Below are 23,163 nucleotides of genomic sequence, written 5' to 3'. Positions count from 1 at the left end.
CCCAAGAGGGAGCAACAACATGATCAAACGCAATCTGCTGGTAATCGGCCTGGCCGTCGTGCTCAGCGCCTGCGGTTTCCAGCTGCGTGGCACCGGCACCACCGAGCTGAGCGTCAAAGAGATGGACGTCAGCGCGCGCAATGCCTATGGCGAAACCGTGACCCAGCTGCGTCAGGTTCTGGAGCGTAACGGCGTCAACGTGCACGCGGGCGCGCCTTACCGCCTGGTGCTGACCAACGAGCAGGAAAACGAACGCGCCGCGACCTACACCGGTGGCAGCCGCTCGGCCGAGTACGAGCTGACCACGGTACTGAACTACAGCATTCAGGGCCTGAACAACCTGGAACTGCTCAGCGACAAACTGGAAATGCGCAAGGTCTACGTGCGTGACGGTTCCAACATCACCGGTTCCGAGCAGGAAGCCAAACGGGCACGTGACGAAATGCGCCGCGACCTGGTCAACGCCATGGTCGTACGCCTGCAGATGCTGACCCCGACGCAACTCGACGAGCTGCAGCGTAAAGCCGACGAACGCGCCCAGGCTGAAGCCGCCGCGCTGGAAGCGGCACGCCGTCAGCAGGCGGAAACGCCTCAGCAGTCGCCAATGGAAGTTCCGGGCAACTGAGCCCGTGCGGGGCACCTTAGGTGCCCCGCCTGTTTCCGATGAAACTCGCCCCCGCCCAACTCAACAAGCACCTGCAAGGCGCCCTGGCACCGGTTTACGTGGTCAGCGGCGACGACCCATTGCTGTGCCAGGAAGCCGCTGACGCCATCCGCGGCGCCGCACGCCAGCAAGGTTTCGACGAACGCCAGGTGTTCAGCGCCGACGCCAATTTCGACTGGGGCACCTTGCTCCAGGCGGGCGCCAGCCTGTCGCTGTTCGCCCAGCGCCGCCTGCTGGAACTGCGCTTGCCCTCCGGCAAGCCCGGTGACAAGGGTGCTGCCGCCTTGATGGAATACTGCGCCAGGCCGGCCGAAGACACGCTGCTGCTGATCAGCCTGCCCAAGCTCGACGGCAGCGCGCAGAAGACCAAGTGGGGCAAGGCCCTGATCGAAGGCGCCCATTGCCAGTTCATCCAGATCTGGCCGGTGGATGCGCACCAGTTGCCGCAGTGGATCAACCAGCGGCTGTCGCAGGCAGGCCTTTCGGCTCAACGCGATGCCGTGGACCTGATCGCCGCCCGGGTCGAAGGCAACCTGCTGGCTGCCGCCCAGGAAATCGAAAAACTCAAGCTGCTGGCCGACGGCAACCAGATCACCGTCGAGACCGTACAGGCGGCGGTCGCCGACAGCGCCCGCTTCGATGTCTTCGGCCTGGTCGATGCCATTCTCAATGGCGAAGCCGCGCACGCCCTGCGCATGCTTGAAGGCCTTCGCGGCGAAGGCGTGGAGCCGCCGGTGATTCTGTGGGCACTGGCGCGCGAACTGCGCCAACTGGCCGGGCTGGCCCAACAGTTCAGCCAGGGCGTGCCGCTGGACAAGGCCTTCAGCCAGGCGCGGCCACCGGTGTGGGATAAACGCCGCCCACTGGTCAGCAAAGCCCTGCAGCGCCTCTCGGCGCAACGCTGGGCGCAGCTGTTGCAGGATGCCCAGCGGATCGATGCGCAGATCAAGGGCCAGGCCGAGGGTTCGCCCTGGACCGGGCTGGCACGGCTGTCGCTGCTGATGGCCGGGCAGCGGCTAGCGCTGCCTTCCGAGTAATAGTCAAAGCGCTGTCGCCGGCAAGCCGGCTCCCACAGGTAAATCACAGGCCTTGAAGGCGGTGCCGTACCTGTGGGAGCCGGCTTGCCGGCGATAGGGCCTTCGAATCATATACACAATCAATTGGCCCTCACCCATCGACAGGCCTACAGTGCGCCCCGAAAGCCACCCATCGGGAATCCGCACCATGAGCAAAAAGCCGAAGAAGCACGGCCCCAACAAGGCCAAGTCGATCGTCGCCCAGCCACTGTTCCGCTGCCGCCAGGAACAACCGGACAAGGGCAAAGGCAGCTACCGCCGCGAAGCCTTCCAATCGAGAGATTGGGAGGCTTCTTACTTTTTGGCGGCATGAAAGCATCGAAAGCGCAGGCATGGTATGGTCGTCACCTGACCTGAAATTCTGGATCTGTGCATGCTCCTCAGCCTTCTTCCCCGTTGGAAATCCCGCCAGCTGATCGCGGCCTCCAGCTTCATCCTGCTCGTCGCCTGCGCGGAAAAACCCACCGCCGCCGATGCCTTGCCGCTGGCACCTGCCCAGCCCGCCCCGGTGGTGAACGTGCCTGGTGCAACGCCCGACGCCAGCGCTACTGAGATCCAGCCCCTGCAAACCTTCGCGCAATGGCAGGCTGGCTTCCGCCAACAAGCCTTGCAGGCTGGCATTTCGCCAAACACCTTCGACCGTGCGTTCCTCGGTGTCACCCCCGACATGGACGTGATCAAGGCCGACCGCAGCCAGCCAGAATTCACCCGCCCGGTGTGGGAATACCTGGAAGGCGCACTGTCGCCACTGCGCGTGCGCAACGGCAAGAAGCTGATGGAGCAGAATGCTGAACTGTTGACCCGCATCGAACAGCGCTATGGCGTGGACCGCCAAGTGCTGGTTTCGGTCTGGGGCATGGAGAGCAACTTCGGCCAGTTCCAGGGCAGCAAGTCGGTCATTCGCTCACTGGCGACCCTGGCCTACGAAGGCCGCCGCCCCCAATTCGCCCAAGACCAGCTGATTGCCGCCCTGCAAATCCTGCAGAACGGTGATATCCAGCCAGAGGCCATGCGTGGCTCGTGGGCTGGCGCCATGGGCCAGACCCAGTTCATCCCGACCACTTACAACACCCATGCAGTGGATTTCGACGGTGATGGCCGCCGGGATATCTGGAACAGCACCCCCGATGCCCTGGCCTCCACAGCGCACTACCTGCAGAGCTCTGGCTGGAAACGCGGCCAGCCTTGGGGCTTTGAAGTGCAAGTACCGGCCGGGTTCGACTTCTGGCTGGCCGACGGGTCGCTGCGCAAGCCGGTGAGCGAGTGGCTGCAACTGGGCGTGAAGCTGCCAGCCGGTACTCAGTTGCCCGCCAACAGCAATCAGCTGTCTGCCGCCCTGCTGCTGCCTGCAGGTGCACGCGGCCCGGCGTTCCTGGTGCTGGACAACTTCCGCGCCATCCTCAAGTACAACAACTCGTCGTCCTACGCACTGGCCGTAAGCCTGTTGGGTGACCGGTTCTCGGGCTGGGGCTTCATTGCCGGCAGCTGGCCGAAAGAGGACCTGCCTTTGAGCCGCAGCGAGCGCATGGAGCTGCAACACCTGCTCAACGCCAGCGGGCATGACGCGGGCAACGCCGATGGCATCATAGGCGCCAACACCCGCAAGGCCATTCGCAATGCCCAGCAGGGGTTGGGATGGCCGGCGGATGGGTATCCAACCCATAAGCTGCTCGAGAGCTTGCGCCAGCAGTAATACCCTTGCGGCCATTCGCGGGTGAACCCGCTCCTGTAGGAGCTGGCTTGCCTGCAATGGGCCGCAAAGCGGCCCCGACGCCCTCAGCCTCTGAACAAATCCTGCTGCAACACCAGCCTCATCTCCCCACTGTCCAGCACCACCTCAGCCCCCAGCGGCAAGCACACGTTCGGATCACAATGCCCACTGCGCCACCCGGCCAGCACCGGCACGCCCAGCGGCCCGAAAATGTCTTGCAGCAGCGGCGTCAACGCCGCCACGGTGATCCCGGCAAAATCCCCCACCAGCACCCCCTTCACCCCCGCAAGCTTGCCCGCCAGGCGCAACTGGGTCAGCAAACGATCCACCCTGAACAACGGCTCGTTGACGTCTTCGATAAACAGAATGCAGCCCTGCGTATCGATCTCTGCCACCGTTCCCAGGGTCGCCCCCAGCATCGACAGGTTGCCCCCCAGCAAACGCCCGCGGGCAACCCCCGGCACCACGCAGCTCAACGCAAAGTCGGCCGGATGCGCGATCGCATCGCCTGCACCCACCTGCCCAATCAGTTGCGCCAGCAGCGACGACTCGGTCGGCTCGAGTTTGGCGCCCAACAGGTCGGCATTCAGCATCGCCCCATGGAAGGTCAGTAACCCGGCTTTGCGCTGGATAGCCGTGTGCAGCGCCGTGATGTCGCTGTAGCCGATCAGCGGCTTGGGGTTGCAACGGATCAGGTCAAAGTCGAGGCTGTCGAGCAGGCGCATGCTGCCATAGCCGCCGCGCATACACAGAATGGCGTCGATGGCCGGGTCAGCAAAAGCATCGTGCAGGTCCTGCAGCCGCTGCTGATCGGACCCCGCCAGGTAGCCCTGCGCCTGTTCAACGCCCGAGTAGATACGGCAGCGGTAGCCACGCTCGGTGAACCACTGGCTGGCCTTTTGCGCATCCAGCCGCGCCGGCCCGGCCGGGGCGACGATGGCAAAGCAGGCATTCTCCCCCAGGGCAGCGGGCAGTCGGGATTCAACGGTTTCAGCGCAATTCATCGCAACTCCTTGCAGTGCAGGGCACACAAACAAAAATGCCGATGCCGCCTTTCGGCGCGCATCGGCACGGGTGCTTCAGACCAGGCTCAGAGCTTGATCTTGGCTTCGTGAGCCTGCTGGTCAGCGTGGTACGAAGAACGCACCAGCGGGCCGGAAGCCACGTTCTTGAAGCCCATCTTGTAGCCTTCTTCGGCGAACCAGGCGAAGGTGTCCGGGTGCACGAAACGCTGCACCGGCAAGTGGCTGCGCGACGGCTGCAGGTACTGGCCGAGGGTCAGCATGTCGATGTCATGCTCGCGCATGCGGTGCATCACTTCGATGACTTCTTCGTCGGTCTCGCCCAGGCCGAGCATCAGGCCCGATTTGGTCGGTACATGCGGGACCATCTGCTTGAACTTCTGCAGCAGGTCCAGCGACCAGTCGTAGTCCGACCCGGGACGCGCGGCCTTGTACAGGCGCGGTACGGTTTCCAGGTTGTGGTTGAAGACATCCGGCGGCTCTTGCGCGGTAATCTCCAGGGCCACGTCCATACGGCCACGGTAGTCCGGGACCAGGGTTTCCAGCTGCACACCCGGCGACAAGGCGCGGATCTCGCGGATGCAGTCGGCAAAGTGCTGGGCACCGCCATCACGCAGGTCGTCGCGGTCCACCGAGGTAATCACCACGTACTTCAGGCGCAGGTCGGCGATGGCGACGGCGAGGTTCTTCGGCTCATCGAGGTCCAGTGGCTTCGGTCGGCCGTGGCCAACGTCGCAGAATGGGCAACGACGGGTGCAGATGTCACCCATGATCATGAAGGTCGCAGTACCGCCCGAGAAGCACTCGCCCAGGTTCGGGCAGGAGGCCTCTTCGCAGACGCTGTGCAGCTTGTGCTTGCGCAGCAGTTGCTTGATGCGGTCTACCTCGGGCGAGACCGGGATGCGCACGCGGATCCAGTCAGGCTTTTTCGGCAGTTCATCAGTAGGGATGATTTTTACCGGGATGCGCGCGACCTTGTCGGCACCACGCAGTTTGACCCCAGCTTCCACCTTCTTCGGCGCTGGGCGCGGGGTGGCATCCTGGGTAGGTATCAGGTTCGGCACGGCTTCTTGCACAGTTGTCATATTCAGTCGATTCCGCCCGTGAGGGTCGTCTGCTCAGCGTAGTCGAGGTGCTTGACCAGCTGTCCGCGCAGCCTTGTCCTGACCTCGTTGAGTTCGATCGGGCCTGCCAGATCGCGTAGCTGGGTCATGGCCAGCCCCGCATAACCGCAGGGGTTGATTCGGCGGAATGGCGCAAGGTCCATGTCCACGTTCAGGGCAAGGCCGTGGAACGAACGGCCGTTGCGGATTCGCAGGCCGAGGGAGGCGATTTTCGCTCCATCGACATAGACACCCGGGGCGTCGGGCTTGGCCGCCGCCTGGACATCGTAACTGGCAAGCAGGTCGATCAGGGTCTGCTCGATGCGGCTGACCAGCTCACGTACCCCAAACCCCAGCCGCCGCACATCCAGCAGCAGGTAGGCCACCAGTTGCCCGGGGCCATGGTAGGTCACCTGGCCACCGCGGTCGGTCTGCACCACCGGGATATCACCCGGAATCAGCAGGTGCTCGGCCTTGCCGGCCTGGCCCTGGGTGAAAACCGAAGGGTGTTCGACCAGCCAGATTTCATCCTGGCTGTCGGGCCCTCGCTGCTCGGTAAAGCGACGCATGGCTTCCAGCACCGGTTCATAGGGCTGCAGGCCAAGATCGCGAAAACCGAGACAGGCGGACATCAGAGCACCATTTTCACGATGCCGGTAGCGCGCAGGGCGCTGTTGATATCGTGCAGCTGGTTCTCGCTCTCGGCAACGATGTGCAGTTGCACAGTGGTGTACTTGCCTTCCTTGCTCTGGCGCTCGGCCAGCGTGGCGAGGTCGACCTTGGCGTGTTTGCTGAGGACTTCGATGACCATGTCCTTGAAACCGACAACGGTATCGCCGATGACCTTGATCGGGTAGTCGGCGCAGGGGAATTCGATTTTGTGCGACTTGACGTCAGGTTCGCTCATAGCGGAAACGGCCTCGTAAGCCGTGGCAACAACAACGCCCCCGCCTGAACAGCGGGAGCGTGGCAGGTCACGTTATCAGTTGAACAACCCGTAGAAGAATAGACGGATGCTATCCCACATACGGCGGAAGAAACCACCTTCCTCGACGCCATCGAGGGCGATCAGGTCGGCGCTGTGAACCACGTTCTCGTCCAGTTTGACTTCCACTTTGCCGATCACGTCACCTTTGGCGATCGGTGCGGTGAGCTGCGGGTTCATGGTCATCGAAGCCTGAAGGCGCTTCAATTGGCCTTTAGGCATAGTCATGGTCAGGTCGTTGGCCAGGCCAGCTTTAACCTGGCTGGTGGCGCCCTTCCAGACTGGAGCCTGGGTCAACTCGGTGCCTTTCTGATAGAAGGTCTGAGTTTCGAAGAAGCGGAAGCCGTAGGTCAGCAGCTTCTGGGTCTCGGCAGCACGGGACTGCTCGCTGTTGGTGCCGAACACCACGGCGATCAGGCGCTGGCCGTCACGTACGGCCGAAGCCACCATGCAGTAACCGGCTTCGTCGGTGTGGCCAGTTTTCAGGCCGTCGACGGTCTTGTCACGCCACAGCAGCAGGTTGCGGTTCGGCTGCTTGATGTTGTTCCAGAAGAACTCTTTCTGCGAGTAAATCGCATAGTGGGCCGGGTCGACGTCGATGATCGCGCGCGCCAGCAGGGCCATGTCGTGCGCAGAGGAGTAGTGCTCGGGGTTCGGCAGGCCGGTCGGGTTCATGAAGTGGCTGTTGGACATGCCCAGGTCAGCGGCCGTCTTGTTCATCATGTCGGCGAAGGCGTCTTCGCTGCCGGCAATGTGCTCGGCCAGCGCAACAGACGCATCGTTACCCGACTGGATGATGATGCCGTGCAGCAGGTCGCTGACAGTCACCTGGCTGCCAACCTTGATGAACATGCGCGAACCGCCGGTACGCCAGGCGTTTTCGCTGACGGTAACCGGGTCGTTTTCACCGATCTGGCCGCGGCGAATGTCCAGGGTGGCGATGTAGGCGGTCATCAGCTTGGTCAAGCTGGCTGGCGGCAGGCGCTCGTCACCGTTGTTCTCGACCAGCACGTTGCCGCTGGACGCGTCCATGAGTACGTAGGACTTGGCTGCCAGTTGCGGTGGTGCCGGCATCATCTGCTCTGCCGCGAAAGCAGCAGGCGTGATCATCAGCAGTACGGGCAGGCAAAGTCGTTTGGCAAGGTTGGTGATGTTCATCCGTCTCTCGAAAATCGCTAATGGTCTGAGATGTTGCCTGGGCCACATCGTGTGCCCAGCGCCAGTCAGTCTAGTTTTTAAGGCCTTGGGCCGAGCCCGCACACTGCGGCTTTATGTCGCTGCGGGCAAAAGCGGACATTGTACATGCCCGCGCCCGTCAATTCATGACAAAACCGACAGTTTGGCCGGTGCGGTCAGTCAGCTGTGACCAGCTTCGCCTGCCCCAAGTTCGCCAGGCGAATGCTGTTCTGCGCCTGCTGGATCTCGCCCTGGCTGCTGATCGGCCCCAAACGCACGCGGTGCAAGGTTTGCTGGTTACGCACGATGGAGCTGATGAACACCGGCGCGCTGACCATGGTGCTCAGTTTCGAACGCAGCAGTTCGGCGGCGTCCGGGTTGGCGAAGGCGCCCACCTGCAAGAAGCTGCCGCCGTTGCCTGCCGGCACATTGTTGCCGCCGACTTGAACGGGCACTACGGGTGCAGCGTGCTGCTGGGGTGGCGGCGTCCACTGCTCGACACGGCCGGTGCTGGCCGGGATCGACTGGGTCTGGGCAACCTGAGGCTCCTTCAGCACCAACGGTGGCTGCTGGCCGCGCTGGGCCCACCATTGTTGCGGGTCGATACCTTCGACGCGCACATGCGCGGTGCCAATTTCGGCGTAGCCGAGCTTCTTCGCCGCCGCATAGGACAGGTCGATGATACGGTCGGAGTAGAACGGGCCACGGTCGTTGACCCGCAGGACCACGCTGCGGCCGTTGGCCAGGTTGGTCACCCGCACGTAGGCCGGCAGCGGCAAGGTCTTGTGCGCTGCGCTCATGCCGTACAGGTCATAAAGCTCGCCGTTGGCGGTGTTCTGCCCGTGAAACTTGGTGCCATACCACGACGCAGTACCCTCGGCGCGGTAGTTGCGCGAGTCCTGCATCGGGTAGTAGGTCTTGCCCAGTACCGTGTAAGGGTTGGCCTTGTAGTTGCCGGTGTGCACGGTTGGCGTGGCGTCGGGGATCTTGTTAACGTCCACGTCCCACCACGGCGCACCGTCCTTGTGGGCACGGTTGATGTCCAGGCCGGGCTGGGCGCGGACTGTATTACCGCTTTTCTGGGTGGTGGTCGGGCGGCTGGAAGAGCAGCTGACCAACAGCATGCCGACAGTCATGCAGGTCAGCAGCTTGAAGGTAGTGGCAGAGATGATTGCGCGCATTACTTGACGCCCCGTGCTTGGACCAGCTGTTCCGAAAGCTGATGCACCGCCATGGCGTACATCACGCTGCGGTTGTAGCGAGTGATCGCGTAGAAGTTCTTCAGGCCCATCCAGTACTCGGGGCCGTTTTCGCCCTCCAGGCGGAAGGCGGTGACCGGCAGATCATCGCGCAGCGCATCATGACTCGACCAGCCCAGCGCCCGCAACTCCCCGACAGTCTTCACCGGCTCGATACCCGTGGTCAGGCCTTCATCAACCCGCTCGCCCTGGACCATGGCGCGGCTGACCACGCCTTCGCCGGCCACCCAGCCATGGCGCTTGAAGTAGCTGGCTACGCTGCCGATGGCATCGTCCGGGTTGTTCCAGATATTGATGTGGCCATCGCCGTCGAAGTCCACGGCATAGTTGCGGAAGCTGCTCGGCATGAACTGCGGCAAGCCCATGGCGCCTGCATAGGAGCCTTTGAGCGTGAGCGGGTCAAGCTGCTCGGCACGGGCCAGCAGCAGGAACTCGCGCAACTCCTTGCGGAAGAATTCGGCCCGCGGCGGGTAGTCGAAGCCCAGCGTCGAGAGGGCGTCGATGACCCGGTAATTACCGGTATTGCGGCCGAAAAAGGTCTCTACGCCGATGATCGCGACGATGACTTGCGCCGGCACCCCGTATTCCTGCTCGGCCCGCGCCAGCACCGCTTCGTGCTGGCGCCAGAAGTCCACACCGCGGGCGATGCGCGCGTCGGTGATGAACATCGGCCGGTAGTCCTTCCACGGCTTGACCCGTTCGGCCGGCCGCGAGATGGCATCGAGAATTGACTGTTTACGCTGGACCTCACGGAACACGCCCATCAGCTGCTCGCTGGCAAAGCCGTAGTCGCGGGTCATTTCGCCAACGAACTCGGCCACTTGGGGCGAGCCTTCGTAGTCGCCGGCATGGGCCAGCTGGACAGCGCCGAACAGGCCCACCGCGCCGATCCACGGCGCACAACGGGCAGCCCAGTTACGCACTGCTTGCATGAAATTCTTCACCTTATTCAAACCTGTGCGATCCATTTGCGGTGCGTATGGATCGACATCAGAACGCCAAACGCTGACAGCAGCGTCACCAACGAAGTTCCGCCATAGCTGATGAAGGGCAGCGGCACGCCCACCACGGGCAGAAGGCCGCTGACCATACCGATATTGACGAACACGTATACAAAGAAGGTCATCGTCAAGCTGCCCGCCAGCAGCTTGCCGAACAGGGTCTGCGCCTGGGCCGTGATCATCAGGCCGCGACCAATCAGCAGCAGGTAGACGATCAGCAGCAGGCAGATGCCGACCAGGCCGAACTCCTCACCGAGCACGGCGATGATGAAGTCGGTGTGGCTCTCGGGCAAAAAGTCCAGGTGCGACTGGGTGCCCAGCAGCCAGCCCTTACCGAATACCCCGCCCGAACCGATCGCAGCCTTGGACTGGATGATGTTCCAGCCGGTGCCCAAGGGGTCGCTTTCCGGGTCGAGGAAGGTCAGCACGCGCTGCTTCTGGTAGTCGTGCATGACGAAGAACCACATGGCCACTGCCACCGGCACCGCCGCCGCCACCACACTGACAATCCAGCGCCAACGCAGCCCGCCCATGAACAGCACGAACGCACCGGAGGCCAGAATCAACAGCGCCGTGCCCAGGTCGGGCTGACGAACGATGAGGATGAACGGCACGCCGATCAATACCAGGCTGATCGCCACATGCTTGAGGTGTGGCGGCAAGGTGCGCTTGGACAGGTACCAGGCGATGGTCGCCGGCATGATGATCTTGAGAAATTCCGAGGGCTGGAAGCGAATCACCCCGGGGATGTTGATCCACCGGGTGGCGCCCATGGCGTTGTGGCCCATCACGTCCACCACCACCAGCAACAGCACCCCGGTGACGTAGGCCAATGGCACCCAGCGCGCCATGAACCGCGGCTCCAGCTGGGCGATGACGAACATCGACACCAGGCCGATGCCGAACGAAGTCGCCTGCTTGAGCAGCAGGTCCCAGTTCTTGCCACTGGCCGAATACAGCACGAACAGGCTGCCAGCCGCGAGGGTCAGGAGGATGACCAGCAACGGGCCATCGATATGGATGCGCTGCAGGAAGCTGGCGCGCCGACGCATCACATCCTCGCTGGAGAGCATGCGATCGAAATTGTTCATCACAGGGCCGATTCCTGGGTAACGGTGGCGGGAGCGAACTCGGACTTGAGCCGGCCGTGCTCGTCGAGCAACCAGGCGTCCATGATCTGGCGCACCACGGGTGCGGCGACGCCAGAGCCGGATTCGCCGTTCTCGACCATCACCGACACCACGATCTTCGGGTCGTCGGCCGGGGCGAAGGCGACGAACAGGGCGTGGTCGCGGTGGCGTTCCTGAAGTTTGTTGCGGTCGTATTTCTCGCCTTGCTTGATCGCCACCACCTGGGCAGTACCGCTCTTGCCGGCGATGCGGTACTGGGCGCCGGCAGCAGCCTTGCGCGCGGTACCGCGGGCGTTGTGCATCACCTGCTCCATGCCGTGGGTCACCTTGGCCCAGTCCGACTTGTCACGCAGGATGATGTTTTCCATCGGGTTCTCGTCCACCGGCGGTTGGCCTTCGATGGTCTTGGCCAGGTGCGGGCGGTTCCACACGCCTTTGTTGGCGATCAACGCGGTGGCCTGGGCCAGTTGCAGCGGCGTGGCCTGCATGTAGCCCTGGCCGATCCCGAGAATCAGGGTTTCGCCGGGGAACCAGGCCTGGCGGCGGGTGGCACGCTTCCATTCGCGAGACGGCATCAGGCCGGCGGATTCTTCGAACATGTCGAGCGAAACCCGCTGGCCGATGCCGAACTTGTTCATGTAGCTGGACAAGCGATCGATGCCCATCTTGTGGGCAAGGTCGTAAAAGTAGGTGTCGTTGGAGCGCATGATCGCGGTATCCAGGTCGACCCAGCCATCGCCAGAGCGGTTCCAGTTACGGTATTTGTGATCGTAGTTGGGCAGCTGGTAATAGCCTGGGTCGAACACCCGGCTGCCGGCATTGACCACGCCACTGTCCAAACCGGCGATGGCCACCGCTGGCTTGATGGTCGAGCCAGGTGGATACAGCCCGCGCAGTACGCGGTTGAACAACGGCCGGTCGATCGAATCCCGCAGCTCGGCATAGGCCTTGAAGCTGATGCCGGTGACGAACAGGTTAGGGTCGAAGCTTGGCTGGCTGACCATCGCCAGCACTTCGCCGGTACGCGGGTCGAGCGCCACCACCGCGCCACGACGACCACCCAAGGCGGCCTCGGCGGCTTCCTGCAGCTTGATGTCGAGGCTCAGGACGATGTCCTTGCCAGGCTTGGGGTCGGTACGCTTGAGCACCCGCAGCACGCGGCCTCGGGCGTTGGTCTCGACTTCCTCGTAACCGACCTGGCCGTGCAACGCATCTTCGTAGAAACGCTCGATACCGGTCTTGCCGATATGGTGCGTACCGCTGTAGTTCACAGGGTCGAGGGTTTTCAGCTCTTTCTCGTTGATGCGCCCGACATACCCCACCGAGTGCGCAAAATGCGCACCTTGCGGGTAATGCCGCACCAACTGCGCGACCACTTCCACGCCGGGCAGGCGGAACTGGTTAACCGCTACCCGGGCGATCTGCTCTTCGCTCAGTTCGAACAGGATGGGCACCGGCTCGAACGGCCGACGGCCCTGGCGCATGCGCTTCTCGAAGAGGGCGCGGTCGTCGTCAGTCAGTTCCAGCACTTCGACGATATTGTCCAGCACTTCCTGCCAGTTACCCGCACGTTCACGGGTCATGGACAGGCTGAAGCTGGGCCGGTTATCGGCGATGATCACCCCATTGCGGTCGAAGATCAGCCCACGGGTCGGCGGAATCGGCTGCACATGCACCCGGTTGTTCTCCGACAGCGTCGAGTGATAGTCGTACTGGATGATCTGCAGGTAATACAGCCGCGCGATCAAAACGCAGATAAGCAGCATGATCGCCACCGCGCCGACCACGACGCGGTTACGCACCAGGCGGGCGTCTTTCTCGTGGTCCTTGAGACGGATCGGCTGCGACATCGGACTGCTTACAGGCTCATTTGTGGTAAGGGTGCCCGGACAACACGGTCCAGGCGCGATAGATCTGCTCGCCGATGAGTATCCTTACCAACGGGTGCGGCAACGTCAGCGGCGACAGCGACCAGCGTTGCTCAGCGCGTGCGCAAACCTCAGGCGCCAGCCCTTCCGGGCCGCCCACCATCAAATTCACCGTGCGCGCATCCAGGCGCCAGCGGTCCAGCTCGGTAGCAAGCTGCTCGGTACTCCAGGGCTTGCCATGGACCTCGAGGGTAACGATGCGTTCCCCAGGCTGAACCTTGCTCAGCATGGCTTCGCCCTCCTGACGGATCAGGCGAGCGACGTCGGCATTCTTGCCACGGGTATTCAGCGGGATTTCCACCAGCTCAAGCGACAGCTCCGGGGGCAGGCGCTTGGCATATTCATGCCAACCGTCCTCGACCCACTTGGGCATGCGCGAGCCGACCGCGATCAGGCGCAGACGCACGACGCTTCCTTATTCCCGGTCTTTGAGCTTGTCGGAGTACTCGTGGGCGTGGTCCGGGCTGTGGTGCTTGCCATCGGCGGCACGGCTTTGCTCGGCACCCTGCCACAGGCGCTCCAGGTCGTAGAACTGGCGGGCAGCGGCGGTCATCATGTGCACGATGACATCGTTCAGGTCCAGCAGCACCCAGTCGCTGTCGCCCTTGCCTTCTTCACCCAGGGGTTGGGCACCCTTGGCCTTGACGGCTTCACGGACCTTTTCGGCCATCGCGTTGATCTGGCGGTTGGAGGTACCGGTGGCAATGATCATGTAGTCGGTCAGGCTGTGCTTTTCACGCACGTCGATGACCTGGATATCCTGGGCCTTGACGTCTTCCAGCGCTGCCTTGGTCACTTGGACCAGTTCTTCGCCGTAAATTTTCTGCTTGGTCATATAAAACTCGTTCAACTTGTTGGATGAGGTGCCGGAGCACCGTCAGTTAGGCACACGATACAGTTCGTGTGCCTCGATGTAGGCCAGTACGGCGTCCGGCACCAGGAACCTCACCGATTTGCCGCTGGCCAGCAGCTGTCGGATCTGTGTAGCCGACACCGCAAGCGGTGTCTGCCAGACGAACGAAATATTTCCCGCCGGGCCGGACATGGCGGTGGGATCGCTCTCGGAGCGCGCAGCCAACAGGTTGCGCAGCTCGTCAGGGGGTTCAACGTCGGCATCCGGGCGTTGCAGCACCAGGATGTGACAGTGTTGCAGCAGCTCTTCCCAGCGGTGCCAGGCGGGCAGGCCACAAAAGGCATCCCAACCCAACACCAGGAACAGCTGGTCGTCAGCGCCCAGTTCGGCGCGGATCGACTCCAGGGTGTCGATGGTGTACGACGGCTTGTCGCGGGCAAGCTCGCGGGCATCCACGCTCAGGCAGGCAACACCCTGCACGGCGCTGCGCACCATGGCCAGGCGATCTTGCGCGGCCACTTGCGGGGTGTCGCGGTGCGGCGGCCGGGCATTGGGCAACAGGCGCAACTCGTCCAACGCCATCAACTCGGCCACTTCCAGCGCGCTGCGCAGGTGGCCGATGTGAACGGGGTCGAAGGTGCCGCCTAGAATGCCGATGCGCCGGACTGCCTGGGCCTTGCTCAACTCAGCAGGACTCCTGGCCGCGTAGCTGGCCATCGCCGATCACCACGTACTTCTCGCAGGTCAGGCCTTCTAGGCCAACCGGGCCGCGGGCATGCAACTTGTCGGTGGAGATACCGATCTCCGCGCCCAGGCCGTACTCGAAACCGTCGGCGAAGCAGGTTGGGGTATTGAGCATCACCGACGCCGAGTCGACCTCTGCCATGAATTGGCGGGCCTGGCCCTGGTGCTCGGTGATGATCGAATCGGTGTGGTGCGAGCCATAGTGGTTGATGTGTTCGATGGCCTGATCCAGGTCATCGACTACACGAATCGACAGGATCGCATCCAGGTATTCGGTGTGCCAGTCGTCTTCGCTGGCCGGCTTGGCCGCGATGAGCGCACGCGTGCGCTCGCAGCCACGCAGTTCGACGCCCTTTTCCTGGAAACGGCGGGCCATTTCCGGCAGGAAGCGCTCGGCTACACGCTGGTCGACCAGCAGGGTTTCCATGGCGCCACAGATGCCGTAGCGGTAGGTCTTGGCGTTGAAAGCGACGCGCCAGGCCTTGTCCAGGTCGGCATGTTCGCTGACATAGACATGGCAGATGCCGTCCAGGTGCTTGATGACCGGCACCCGCGCATCGCGGCTGATACGTTCGATCAGGCCACGGCCACCGCGCGGCACGATCACATCGACGAACTCGGGCATGCTGATCAGCGCGCCCACGGCTTCGCGATCGGTGGTCTCGACCACTTGCACTACCGCCGCCGGCAGGCCGGCCTCGGCCAGGCCACGCTGGATGCAGGTGGCGATGGCACGGTTGGAGTGGATGGCCTCGGAGCCGCCACGCAAGATAGTCGCATTGCCGGACTTCAGGCACAGGCTGGCGGCATCGATGGTCACGTTGGGGCGCGATTCGTAGATGATCCCGATCACCCCCAGGGGGGCACGCATCTTGCCGACCTGAATACCCGATGGGCGGTAGCTCATGTCGCGGATGGCGCCGACCGGGTCCGGCAGGCTGGCCACCTGGCGCAGGCCCGTGATCATGCCGTCGATACGCGCCGGGGTCAGCGCCAGGCGGTCGAGCAGTGCGGGCTCCAGGCCATTGGCGCGGCCTGCGGCGAGGTCCAGTGCGTTGGCGGCAGTCAACTCGGCGCGGGCAGCGTCCAGCGCATCGGCAGCCGCTTGCAGGGCGCGGTTCTTCTGCGCGGTGCTGGCACGGCCGATCACCCGGGAAGCCTGGCGAGCAGCGCGACCCAAACGGGTCATGTAGTCAAGAACGGACTCAGTCATGGGTTCGGTGTCTTGGCGAAGGGGAAATCGGCTGATTATAACTGTCGCGCAGGTATACGCCCAGCGGCGGGTGGCGGATGGTAGAAAATGGCGGGCTTGGTTTGGTTTTTTTAATACCCGGGAGGTCGGGCGCCGCATGCGCGGCGCTCGATCTCCCAGGCATCAAATCCCCCCAAGACGAACACCTCTCAGCCCCCCCAAAGAAACATACAGATACCATTCAACCCCCCTCCCGGTTCAGCCTCGATTAAGCCATTCATTGCTATCATCCAAGCCTTTGAAGCCACGAACTGCCAGCATGCCAGCCCTGCCCGACCGCTTTTTCGACCGTGACGCCCAGACCCTGGCCAAGGAGTTGCTGGGCAAGGTCATCCGCCATCGCCAGGGCGACCTCTGGCTGGCCGCGCGCATCATCGAGACCGAGGCCTACTACCTGACCGACAAAGGCAGCCATGCCTCGCTCGGGTATACGGAAAAGCGCAAGGCCCTGTTCCTCGATGGCGGGCACATCTACATGTATTACGCCCGCGGTGGCGACTCGTTGAACTTCAGCGCCCATGGCCCGGGCAATGCGGTGCTGATCAAGTCCGCCTACCCTTGGCAGGATGACCTCTCGAACGCCAACAGCCTGGCGCAGATGCAGCTGAACAACCCCGACGCCAGCGGCAACCTGCGCCCGGCCGAGCGCCTGTGCGCAGGCCAGACCCTGCTATGCCGTGCACTGGGCCTGAAAGTGCCGCGCTGGGACGCGCAGCGGTTCGACCCTGAGCACTTGTACGTCGACGACTGCGGCATCGCCGTGCCGCGGGTGATCCAGGCTGCGCGCCTGGGTATCCCGCAGGGCCGCGATGAGCACCTGCCGTACCGCTTCGTCGACGCCGAATACGCCCGCTTCTGTACACGGAACCCGTTGCGACGCGGCCAAGTCGAAGGCCGAGACTTCTTCATTCATCAACAAGGAAACTGACACATGGGCCAATGGCTCGACAGCCTGACCGGCTGGCTAAGCGCCAACCCCCAGTGGCTTGGCCTGGCGATTTTCCTGGTGGCCTGCATCGAATGCCTGGCCATTGCCGGCATCATCGTGCCTGGCACCGTGCTGCTGTTCGCGGTCGCCGTGCTGGCCGGCAGCGGCACCTTCAGCCTGGGCGAGACGCTGTTGCTGGGCTTTCTCGGCGGCTTGCTGGGTGATGCACTGTCGTACACGGTCGGCAAGTATTTCCACCAGAACATCCGCCGCCTGCCACTGCTACGCCACCACCCGGAATGGATCGGCAGCGCCGAAACCTACTTCCAGCGCTATGGCATCGCCAGCCTGCTGGTCGGGCGCTTCATTGGGCCGCTGCGGCCCATGCTGCCGATGGTCGCCGGCATGTTCGACATGCCACTGCCGCGCTTCATTGCCGTCAGCCTGGTGGCAGGCGCCGGCTGGTCGGTTGCCTACCTGCTGCCTGGCTGGGCCACGGGCGCCGCCATGCGCCTGCCTTTACCGGAAGGCTTCTGGCTGGATGCGGGCATCCTTGCCGGTGCGTTGGCGGTGCTCATCGGCCTGAGCCTGAACAGCAGCATCCGCGATCAACGCCACGGCACTCGGCTGATCGCCGGCTTGAGCTTCGCGGCCCTGGCCGGGATATTCCTGGGCTGGCCGTACCTGCACGAATTCGATCAGGGCGTGATGACACTGGTGCAGGAACACCGCAGCCAAGTCATCGACGGTACCGTGGTACTCGTGACACGGCTGGGTGATTTTCGCACACAGTTTTTCCTCGGTGGGCTGCTGACCGGCCTGCTGCTGCTCGCCCAACAATGGCGCCATGCACTGTTTGCGGGCGGCGCATTGATGGGTACGGCGATTGCCAATGGCACGCTCAAGTGGCTATTCGCCCGCGCGCGGCCCGAGGTGCTGACCGACCCACTGACCAGCTACAGCATGCCCAGCGGCCACAGCTCGGCGTCGTTTGCGTTCTTTTTGGTAATGGCGGTGCTGGCGGGGCGTGCCCAGCCGCCGCGGATGCGCCTGACCTGGGTGTTGCTGGGGTGCATTCCTGCCTTGGCGATTGCGTTGTCGCGGGTTTACCTGGGGGCGCACTGGCCGACCGATATTCTGGCCGGCGCCTTGCTGGCGTGCTGCGTCTGCGCGGTTAGCCTGACCCTGGTGCAGCATCGCCAGCCGCTTCCAGCGCTGCCACTGCGGGTGTGGTGGTTGGTGCTACCGGCGTGTGTCGCGCTGCTGGCGTTCTTTGCCATGCACGCGCTGCCTCAGGCCTTGGAACGGTATCAGTATTGATGTTGCCTGTTCTGGCCTCTTCGCGGGGCAAGCCCGCTCCCACCCGAATGTGTAGCCTCCAAGGCTAACGCCGCACCTGTGGGGGCGGGCTTGCCCGCGAAGAGGCCAGCACAGGCTATAAAGAGCAATTAGGCAAACAGCTCACCCTGAATCCGCTCCAACAGCCTTTGAATCTCTTCCAGCCGCAACTGCGGCGAGTCGATGCTCAGCAGGTCCAGCTTGTCCTCTTCCATGAACGGCAGCAGATACGCCAGCTGATTGGCCAACGCTTGCCGCCCATCCACCGGCCGCGGCATGTCCAGCGCCTCGACCATCGGGTGCTCACCCAGGGCAACCAGCAACGCCAGCAGGTCGTCGTCCGCCTCGCCCAGCTGGCTATCAGCCAGCTCCGGCAACCACTGCACCTGCCCGACCAGTAACTGGTCCTTCTGCACCTCGGTCTGCTCCAGGTTGAAACGCCGCACCCCTTCGACACGGATACCCAGCAAGCCGTTATCCTGCTGCACGAAGTCGCGGATCATCGCCTCGCAACCGATCGAAGCAACCGTCGGTGGCGCTTTGCCAACCTGCTCCCCTTCCAGGATGCACACCACCCCAAAGCCCTCGCCCTGCTTCATGCAGCGGCTGATCATGTCCAGGTAGCGCGCCTCAAAAATCTGCAAATCGAGGAAGCACCCCGGAAACAGCACGGTATTGAGGGGAAACAGCGGTAGCGTCATCACAACTCCTCAAGCCACCAGGCTGACCGCCAGCGGCAGGAACACCGCCGTGGCCACCCCCATCAGGCTCATCGCCAGCGCGGCGAAAGCGCCGCATTCATCACTTTCCTGCAGGGCCACCGAAGTGCCCACCGCATGCGCGGTCACGCCCAGCGACATGCCGCGCGCCTCAGGGCTGTGCACACCGAGACGGGTCAACAGCGCCGGGCCGAAGATCGCACCGATAACGCCGGTGATCAGCACGAACACCGCGGCCAGCGCCGCCACACCACCAATCTGCTCGGCCACCAGCATGGCGATCGGCGATGTCACCGACTTCGGCGCCATGGTCATCAGGATCATGTGTTCGGCGCCGAACCACCAGCCCAGCAGCAGGCAGCAGACCGTGGCGAACAGGCCTCCGATTACCAGCGTAGTAAATGTCGGCCAGAACAGTTGGCGAATACGCCGCAGGTTGAGATAGAGCGGCACGGCCAGGGCCACAGTGGCAGGCCCCAGGAGCGTGTTCATGATCTCGGTACGCTGGCGGTACTCGCTGTAGTCGATGCCGCACACCAGCAGCACGCCAATTACCAGCAGCATCGACACCAGCACCGGCTGCAGGAAGATCCATCGGGTCTTCTCATAGCCCGCAAGCACGACCTGATAGGCCCCCAGGGTAATGCCGATGCCAAACAAAGGATGGTGGATGACTGCATCGAGCGCGCCTTGCCAGTCGAGCATCATGGCTGCTCCTCGTGCTTGCCTTGGCGGTGGATGAGCTTCTGCATCAACACGCCGACGAACACCAGGGTCAGCAGGCATGAAATGAACAGTGCACCGGCAATCGCCCAGAAGTCGGCGGCGATGTCCTTGGCATACACCATTACCCCCACCGCCGGCGGCACCAGCAGCAGTGGCAGGTAGCGCAGCAAGCTGCTGGCGGCTTCATTGAGCGGCTTGCCGACCTCCCCCCTGGCCATCAGGAAGCACAGCAGCAGCAACAGGCCGATGATCGGCCCCGGCAAAAACGGCACAAACAGGTGATTGATCGCCGTACCCAGCAGTTGAAACAACACCAGCCAGGTCAAACCACGCAACAGCATAAGCACCTCCCTCGGGCATGGCGGCCATTATAAGCACGCTAAGGGTATAAGCCGATAATCGCCGAAAAACGCGCAACTTGACTGAAACGGTGGGGCGTGCTGATCTTGCACCTTCGTACCAACTCACAACCTGGAGAGTCGCGATGCCCTATGTACCGGTTACAGAGCTTTCGCAGTACGTTGGCAAGGAACTGGGCCGTTCTGCCTGGCTGAAAATCGACCAGCAGCGCATCAACCTGTTTGCCGAAGCCACTGGCGATTTTCAGTTCATCCATGTCGACCCGGAGAAGGCGGCGAAAACACCGTTTGGCTGCACGATCGCCCATGGTTTCCTGACGTTGTCGCTGATCCCCACGCTGATGGAGGACATCCTGGTCCTGCCGCAAGGGTTGAAGATGGTCGTGAACTACGGGCTGGACAGCGTGCGGTTCATTCAACCGGTCAAGGTCGACAGCCAGGTGCGGCTGAAGATCGATCTCGCCGAAGTGCTCGAGAAAAAACCCGGCCAGTGGCTGCTCAAGGCAATCGCCACGCTGGAAATCGAAGGGGAAGAGAAGCCTGCTTATATAGCCGAGTCCCTGTCGCTCTGTTTTGTCTGAGTGATCGCCGGGGCGCTGTGCGCCCCATTCGCGACAGGCCCCCGATACAATCCACAAACCCCGCGCACTCGCGTAAACTGCGAGCCTTCGCGCAGCCTCGGGCTGCCCCTGTCGATTTACCAAAGGTGCCCGCCATGCCCTGGCTGCAAGTACGCCTGGCCATCAGCCCGGAACAAGCCGAAACCTACGAAGACGCCCTGCTTGAAGTAGGCGCCGTCTCGGTCACGTTCGTGGACGCAGAAGATCAGCCGATCTTCGAACCCGACCTCAACACCACCCCGCTGTGGTCGCACACTCACCTGCTGGCCCTGTTCGAGGCCGATGCCGAGCCCGAGCAGGTGTTCGCCCACGTCCGCCTGCTGACAGGCGCCGAGCTGCCCGAGCACCAGGCTGAAGTGATCGAAGACCAGGACTGGGAACGCAGCTGGATGGACAACTTCCAGCCGATGCGCTTCGGCCGCCGCCTGTGGATCGTGCCAAGCTGGCACGAAGCGCCGGACAAGGACGCGGTAAACCTGCTGCTCGACCCAGGCTTGGCGTTCGGCACCGGTACCCACCCGACCACCGCCCTGTGCCTGGAATGGCTCGACGGCCAGCAACTCGAAGGCACCCAAGTGCTGGACTTTGGCTGCGGCTCGGGGATTCTGGCCATTGCCGCCCTGCTGCTGGGTGCGCGCGAAGCGGTCGGTACCGACATCGACGTGCAGGCCATTGAAGCCTCGCGCGACAATGCCCAGCGCAATGGCATCGCCGACGAGAAGCTGGCGCTGTACCTGCCCGAGCACATGCCGGCCATGCAGGCTGACGTACTGGTCGCCAACATCCTGGCCGGCCCGCTGGTCTCGCTGGCGCCGCAGTTGTCTGGCCTGGTCCGCCCTGGTGGCCTGCTGGCACTGTCGGGCATCCTTGCCGAACAAGGCGATGAAGTGGCTGCTGCCTACGCCGCCGACTTCGAGCTGGACCCGATCGCCGTACGCGATGGTTGGGTGCGCATCAGTGGTCGCCGCCGTTAAGCGCGCTAGAATAACTTTTGTACAACCCCGGATCGCCGCATGACCGACAGTTTCGTCACCCAGTGCCCGCATTGCCAGACCAGCTTTCGCGTCACCCATCACCAGTTGAGTGTGGCGCGCGGCGTGGTGCGGTGCGGCCATTGCCTGCAGGTGTTCAACGCCGCAAAGCAACTGCTGGAGCAGAACCGCGCCGGTGATGCCAGCGTGCCTGTGGAACCTAGGGTTCCCGTGGCGCCAGTGGTACCCGCCGCACCCGTAGCACCTGCCGAGCCGATTGCCGAGCCTGCTGTCACGCCCGATCCCCCCGCCAGCGAACGCCCAGCGCCCCCTGAGGACGACTGGGCGCTCACGGCCCAGGCCCTGGATGAACTGGACCTGGACCAAGAGCTGGCCCGCCTTGAACGTCGTGGCGAACCTGCCGCCGCTCGCCCGCCCAGCGCGGACAACGGCTTGCAGGCCCGCCGTGAAGAACATCAGCCAGACGCCCATACCGATGAGCTGTTTGGCAACGCCACCGACGACCGCTTCGAGCCTGAACAGGCGCCTGAACCTGCACCCACGCTACTGACACAGCACGCGCTGGAGCAGGAAGCGTTCGAGCAAGAGTCACTGGACCTGGAGCCCGCCCCGGGCGATCGCACCGAGCCGACCCTAGGCGGCCACCTGGACCTGGACATCGACGACGAGCCCCCCGTACGGCGCGACATCGAGGCCGACGAGCACCATGCGTTCGTCAGCGAGCACTTCGCTGCCAGCCACGATCCAGCCCCGGAAAAGGGCCTCAGCGCGCGCGACGATGACGAACTGGACCTGCACTTGTCGGCCCACGACGACGACCCTGTAGAGCCGTTGCCCGGTGAACGCCTGGAGCCTGGCCTGTCCAGCAAGCCCGAGCGTGCGCCGCGCAAGGAACCGCTGGTCGACGTGGTCGACGACCCGCTGCAACTGGGCTGGGAAAAGCCCCAGCCCAACTGGGGCAAGCGCTTGCTGTGGGGCTTCCTGACGCTGCTGGCTGCAGGCCTGCTGGCGTTCCAGTACGTGTGGTTCCATTTCGATGAAATGGCCCGCCAGGACCAGTACCGGCCGATCTTCCAGCAGGTATGCCCGCTGTTCGGCTGCGAAGTGCCAACCCGCGTCGACATCGCCCGCATCAAGAGCAGCAACCTGGTGGTGCGCAGCCACCCTGACTTCAAGGGTGCGCTGATCGTCGATGCGATCATCTACAACCGCGCCCCCTTCGCCCAGCCGTTCCCGCTGCTCGAGCTGCGTTTCGCTGACCTCAATGGCCAACTGATCGCCAGCCGGCGCTTCAAGCCCAGCGAGTACCTCTCTGGCGAACTGGCCGGGCGCGGCGAGATGCCCAGCCAGACCCCGATCCACATTGCCCTGGACATCCTCGACCCAGGCCCCAAGGCCGTGAACTACAGCCTGAGCTTCCGCTCGCCGGAGTAATCGGCTGATCCTGGGGGCACTTTGTGCCCCCAGCCTCGCCTACCCACACCAAAAGTCATAAGCCGACAACTGTTCAGATTTTATCCAAATCCATCTTTATCCGGTCACCGAGAGCGGGTATCATGCCCACCCTTTTTCGAACT

General features: G+C 63.3%; 25 protein-coding genes. 9 read left to right on the top strand and 16 right to left on the bottom strand.

The genetic code is table 11. The features are described 5' to 3' along the window. Positions 1 to 19 precede the first annotated feature (19 nt). The 4 genes from lptE to D886_RS0103730 all read left to right on the top strand — a co-directional run bounded on the left by lptE (position 20) and on the right by D886_RS0103730 (position 3,433). Complete coding sequence (lptE, locus tag D886_RS0103745; RefSeq protein WP_027592619.1) at positions 20 to 625, top strand: LPS assembly lipoprotein LptE; 606 nt, start codon at positions 20 to 22, stop codon at positions 623 to 625. A 38-nt stretch (positions 626 to 663) separates the two neighbouring features. After that, complete coding sequence (gene holA, locus D886_RS0103740) at positions 664 to 1,701, top strand: DNA polymerase III subunit delta (RefSeq protein ID WP_027592618.1); 1,038 nt, start codon at positions 664 to 666, stop codon at positions 1,699 to 1,701. Positions 1,702 to 1,888: 187 nt separating this feature from the next. Next, positions 1,889 to 2,053, top strand: coding sequence for an alternative ribosome rescue factor ArfA (gene arfA, locus D886_RS0103735; RefSeq protein ID WP_016501800.1), 165 nt, complete (start codon positions 1,889 to 1,891; stop codon positions 2,051 to 2,053). 60 nt (positions 2,054 to 2,113) lie between these two features. Further along, the gene (locus D886_RS0103730; RefSeq protein WP_027592617.1) at positions 2,114 to 3,433 is read left to right on the top strand and encodes a lytic murein transglycosylase; all 1,320 of its coding nucleotides are present in this window, start codon (positions 2,114 to 2,116) and stop codon (positions 3,431 to 3,433) included. Positions 3,434 to 3,516: 83 nt separating this feature from the next. Here the strand turns inward: D886_RS0103730 and D886_RS0103725 are convergent, their stop codons facing one another. From D886_RS0103725 to D886_RS0103665, 13 genes are all read right to left on the bottom strand, one after another. Further along, a complete protein-coding gene (locus D886_RS0103725; RefSeq protein ID WP_027592616.1) occupies positions 3,517 to 4,455 on the bottom strand; it encodes an LD-carboxypeptidase in 939 nt (312 codons plus the stop codon). Positions 4,456 to 4,541: 86 nt separating this feature from the next. Beyond that, a complete protein-coding gene (gene lipA / locus D886_RS0103720) occupies positions 4,542 to 5,558 on the bottom strand; it encodes a lipoyl synthase (RefSeq protein WP_027592615.1) in 1,017 nt (338 codons plus the stop codon). A 2-nt stretch (positions 5,559 to 5,560) separates the two neighbouring features. Beyond that, the gene (lipB, locus tag D886_RS0103715; protein ID WP_027592614.1) at positions 5,561 to 6,208 is read right to left on the bottom strand and encodes a lipoyl(octanoyl) transferase LipB; all 648 of its coding nucleotides are present in this window, start codon (positions 6,206 to 6,208) and stop codon (positions 5,561 to 5,563) included. Then, positions 6,208 to 6,483 (bottom strand): DUF493 domain-containing protein, encoded by a 276-nt coding sequence (locus tag D886_RS0103710; RefSeq protein ID WP_012312556.1) that lies wholly within the window; start codon positions 6,481 to 6,483, stop codon positions 6,208 to 6,210. The genes lipB and D886_RS0103710 overlap by 1 nt, the downstream gene beginning before the upstream one ends. 75 nt (positions 6,484 to 6,558) lie before the next feature. Then, positions 6,559 to 7,719 (bottom strand): D-alanyl-D-alanine carboxypeptidase family protein, encoded by a 1,161-nt coding sequence (locus D886_RS0103705; protein ID WP_027592613.1) that lies wholly within the window; start codon positions 7,717 to 7,719, stop codon positions 6,559 to 6,561. A 194-nt stretch (positions 7,720 to 7,913) separates the two neighbouring features. Then, a complete protein-coding gene (locus tag D886_RS0103700; protein WP_027592612.1) occupies positions 7,914 to 8,918 on the bottom strand; it encodes a septal ring lytic transglycosylase RlpA family protein in 1,005 nt (334 codons plus the stop codon). Continuing rightward, on the bottom strand, positions 8,918 to 9,928 hold the full coding sequence (mltB, locus tag D886_RS0103695; protein ID WP_027592611.1) for a lytic murein transglycosylase B: 1,011 nt from the start codon (positions 9,926 to 9,928) through the stop codon (positions 8,918 to 8,920). The genes D886_RS0103700 and mltB overlap by 1 nt, the downstream gene beginning before the upstream one ends. 17 nt (positions 9,929 to 9,945) lie before the next feature. Next, positions 9,946 to 11,049, bottom strand: coding sequence for a rod shape-determining protein RodA (gene rodA, locus D886_RS0103690; RefSeq protein ID WP_050580719.1), 1,104 nt, complete (start codon positions 11,047 to 11,049; stop codon positions 9,946 to 9,948). 38 nt (positions 11,050 to 11,087) lie between these two features. Next, positions 11,088 to 12,977 carry a penicillin-binding protein 2 gene (mrdA, locus tag D886_RS0103685; protein ID WP_027592609.1) on the bottom strand — a complete coding sequence of 630 codons (1,890 nt, stop codon included), beginning with the start codon at positions 12,975 to 12,977 and terminating at the stop codon, positions 11,088 to 11,090. A gap of 16 nt (positions 12,978 to 12,993) precedes the next feature. After that, positions 12,994 to 13,461 carry a 23S rRNA (pseudouridine(1915)-N(3))-methyltransferase RlmH gene (rlmH, locus tag D886_RS0103680; protein ID WP_023382530.1) on the bottom strand — a complete coding sequence of 156 codons (468 nt, stop codon included), beginning with the start codon at positions 13,459 to 13,461 and terminating at the stop codon, positions 12,994 to 12,996. A 9-nt stretch (positions 13,462 to 13,470) separates the two neighbouring features. Continuing rightward, the gene (rsfS, locus tag D886_RS0103675; protein ID WP_027592608.1) at positions 13,471 to 13,890 is read right to left on the bottom strand and encodes a ribosome silencing factor; all 420 of its coding nucleotides are present in this window, start codon (positions 13,888 to 13,890) and stop codon (positions 13,471 to 13,473) included. A 42-nt stretch (positions 13,891 to 13,932) separates the two neighbouring features. Then, positions 13,933 to 14,625, bottom strand: coding sequence for a nicotinate-nucleotide adenylyltransferase (gene nadD / locus D886_RS0103670; RefSeq protein WP_050580718.1), 693 nt, complete (start codon positions 14,623 to 14,625; stop codon positions 13,933 to 13,935). After that, positions 14,594 to 15,865 carry a glutamate-5-semialdehyde dehydrogenase gene (locus tag D886_RS0103665; protein WP_027592606.1) on the bottom strand — a complete coding sequence of 424 codons (1,272 nt, stop codon included), beginning with the start codon at positions 15,863 to 15,865 and terminating at the stop codon, positions 14,594 to 14,596. Before D886_RS0103665 ends, nadD begins: the two co-directional genes overlap by 32 nt. A 298-nt stretch (positions 15,866 to 16,163) precedes the next feature. Between D886_RS0103665 and D886_RS0103660 the strand changes: the two genes are divergently transcribed. Both D886_RS0103660 and D886_RS0103655 read left to right on the top strand, forming a co-directional pair. After that, positions 16,164 to 16,832 (top strand): DNA-3-methyladenine glycosylase, encoded by a 669-nt coding sequence (locus tag D886_RS0103660; protein WP_027592605.1) that lies wholly within the window; start codon positions 16,164 to 16,166, stop codon positions 16,830 to 16,832. Between the two features lie 3 nt (positions 16,833 to 16,835). Beyond that, positions 16,836 to 18,152 (top strand): bifunctional DedA family/phosphatase PAP2 family protein, encoded by a 1,317-nt coding sequence (locus D886_RS0103655; protein ID WP_027592604.1) that lies wholly within the window; start codon positions 16,836 to 16,838, stop codon positions 18,150 to 18,152. 128 nt (positions 18,153 to 18,280) lie between these two features. On the opposite strand, the gene D886_RS0103650 is transcribed toward D886_RS0103655, so the two are convergent. The 3 genes from D886_RS0103650 to D886_RS0103640 are packed head-to-tail and all read right to left on the bottom strand — an operon-like array spanning position 18,281 to position 19,956. Then, a complete protein-coding gene (locus D886_RS0103650) occupies positions 18,281 to 18,871 on the bottom strand; it encodes an LON peptidase substrate-binding domain-containing protein (protein WP_027592603.1) in 591 nt (196 codons plus the stop codon). A 9-nt stretch (positions 18,872 to 18,880) separates the two neighbouring features. Continuing rightward, complete coding sequence (locus D886_RS0103645; protein WP_027592602.1) at positions 18,881 to 19,597, bottom strand: LrgB family protein; 717 nt, start codon at positions 19,595 to 19,597, stop codon at positions 18,881 to 18,883. Next, the gene (locus tag D886_RS0103640; RefSeq protein ID WP_027592601.1) at positions 19,594 to 19,956 is read right to left on the bottom strand and encodes a CidA/LrgA family protein; all 363 of its coding nucleotides are present in this window, start codon (positions 19,954 to 19,956) and stop codon (positions 19,594 to 19,596) included. Before D886_RS0103640 ends, D886_RS0103645 begins: the two co-directional genes overlap by 4 nt. Positions 19,957 to 20,099: 143 nt before the next feature. Here D886_RS0103640 and D886_RS0103635 point away from each other — a divergent pair, with 143 nt between their 5' ends. From D886_RS0103635 to D886_RS0103625, 3 genes are all read left to right on the top strand, one after another. Beyond that, the gene (locus D886_RS0103635; RefSeq protein ID WP_027592600.1) at positions 20,100 to 20,555 is read left to right on the top strand and encodes a MaoC family dehydratase; all 456 of its coding nucleotides are present in this window, start codon (positions 20,100 to 20,102) and stop codon (positions 20,553 to 20,555) included. A 134-nt stretch (positions 20,556 to 20,689) separates the two neighbouring features. Continuing rightward, positions 20,690 to 21,568, top strand: coding sequence for a 50S ribosomal protein L11 methyltransferase (prmA, locus tag D886_RS0103630; RefSeq protein ID WP_027592599.1), 879 nt, complete (start codon positions 20,690 to 20,692; stop codon positions 21,566 to 21,568). Between the two features lie 39 nt (positions 21,569 to 21,607). Continuing rightward, positions 21,608 to 23,020, top strand: a complete 1,413-nt coding sequence (locus D886_RS0103625; RefSeq protein ID WP_027592598.1) for a DUF3426 domain-containing protein — start codon at positions 21,608 to 21,610, stop codon at positions 23,018 to 23,020. Positions 23,021 to 23,163: the final 143 nt, after the last annotated feature.

Origin of the sequence: Pseudomonas sp. LAIL14HWK12:I7, assembly GCF_000483465.1 — a bacterium.
Classification (GTDB): domain Bacteria; phylum Pseudomonadota; class Gammaproteobacteria; order Pseudomonadales; family Pseudomonadaceae; genus Aquipseudomonas; species Aquipseudomonas kermanshahensis.
The sequence above is the reverse complement of the archived record's forward strand: the minus strand, read 5'-3'. Positions and strand labels throughout refer to the sequence as shown.

Excerpts from the sequence above, each read along its gene's own strand:
- lipA (WP_027592615.1), bottom strand. The coding sequence starts at position 5,558 with ATGACAACTGTGCAAGAAGCCGTGCCGAACCTGATACCTACCCAGGAT.
- D886_RS0103660 (WP_027592605.1), top strand. The coding sequence starts at position 16,164 with ATGCCAGCCCTGCCCGACCGCTTTTTCGACCGTGACGCCCAGACCCTG.
- rsfS (WP_027592608.1), bottom strand. The coding sequence starts at position 13,890 with ATGACCAAGCAGAAAATTTACGGCGAAGAACTGGTCCAAGTGACCAAG.
- lptE (WP_027592619.1), top strand. The coding sequence starts at position 20 with ATGATCAAACGCAATCTGCTGGTAATCGGCCTGGCCGTCGTGCTCAGC.
- D886_RS0103665 (WP_027592606.1), bottom strand. The coding sequence starts at position 15,865 with ATGACTGAGTCCGTTCTTGACTACATGACCCGTTTGGGTCGCGCTGCT.
- D886_RS0103655 (WP_027592604.1), top strand. The coding sequence starts at position 16,836 with ATGGGCCAATGGCTCGACAGCCTGACCGGCTGGCTAAGCGCCAACCCC.
- prmA (WP_027592599.1), top strand. The coding sequence starts at position 20,690 with ATGCCCTGGCTGCAAGTACGCCTGGCCATCAGCCCGGAACAAGCCGAA.
- D886_RS0103650 (WP_027592603.1), bottom strand. The coding sequence starts at position 18,871 with ATGACGCTACCGCTGTTTCCCCTCAATACCGTGCTGTTTCCGGGGTGC.
- arfA (WP_016501800.1), top strand. The coding sequence starts at position 1,889 with ATGAGCAAAAAGCCGAAGAAGCACGGCCCCAACAAGGCCAAGTCGATC.
- nadD (WP_050580718.1), bottom strand. The coding sequence starts at position 14,625 with ATGGCCAGCTACGCGGCCAGGAGTCCTGCTGAGTTGAGCAAGGCCCAG.
- D886_RS0103710 (WP_012312556.1), bottom strand. The coding sequence starts at position 6,483 with ATGAGCGAACCTGACGTCAAGTCGCACAAAATCGAATTCCCCTGCGCC.
- D886_RS0103640 (WP_027592601.1), bottom strand. The coding sequence starts at position 19,956 with ATGCTGTTGCGTGGTTTGACCTGGCTGGTGTTGTTTCAACTGCTGGGT.
- D886_RS0103625 (WP_027592598.1), top strand. The coding sequence starts at position 21,608 with ATGACCGACAGTTTCGTCACCCAGTGCCCGCATTGCCAGACCAGCTTT.
- lipB (WP_027592614.1), bottom strand. The coding sequence starts at position 6,208 with ATGTCCGCCTGTCTCGGTTTTCGCGATCTTGGCCTGCAGCCCTATGAA.
- D886_RS0103645 (WP_027592602.1), bottom strand. The coding sequence starts at position 19,597 with ATGATGCTCGACTGGCAAGGCGCGCTCGATGCAGTCATCCACCATCCT.
- mrdA (WP_027592609.1), bottom strand. The coding sequence starts at position 12,977 with ATGTCGCAGCCGATCCGTCTCAAGGACCACGAGAAAGACGCCCGCCTG.
- D886_RS0103730 (WP_027592617.1), top strand. The coding sequence starts at position 2,114 with ATGCTCCTCAGCCTTCTTCCCCGTTGGAAATCCCGCCAGCTGATCGCG.
- D886_RS0103705 (WP_027592613.1), bottom strand. The coding sequence starts at position 7,719 with ATGAACATCACCAACCTTGCCAAACGACTTTGCCTGCCCGTACTGCTG.
- D886_RS0103725 (WP_027592616.1), bottom strand. The coding sequence starts at position 4,455 with ATGAATTGCGCTGAAACCGTTGAATCCCGACTGCCCGCTGCCCTGGGG.
- D886_RS0103700 (WP_027592612.1), bottom strand. The coding sequence starts at position 8,918 with ATGCGCGCAATCATCTCTGCCACTACCTTCAAGCTGCTGACCTGCATG.
- holA (WP_027592618.1), top strand. The coding sequence starts at position 664 with ATGAAACTCGCCCCCGCCCAACTCAACAAGCACCTGCAAGGCGCCCTG.
- D886_RS0103635 (WP_027592600.1), top strand. The coding sequence starts at position 20,100 with ATGCCCTATGTACCGGTTACAGAGCTTTCGCAGTACGTTGGCAAGGAA.
- mltB (WP_027592611.1), bottom strand. The coding sequence starts at position 9,928 with ATGCAAGCAGTGCGTAACTGGGCTGCCCGTTGTGCGCCGTGGATCGGC.
- rodA (WP_050580719.1), bottom strand. The coding sequence starts at position 11,049 with ATGCGTCGGCGCGCCAGCTTCCTGCAGCGCATCCATATCGATGGCCCG.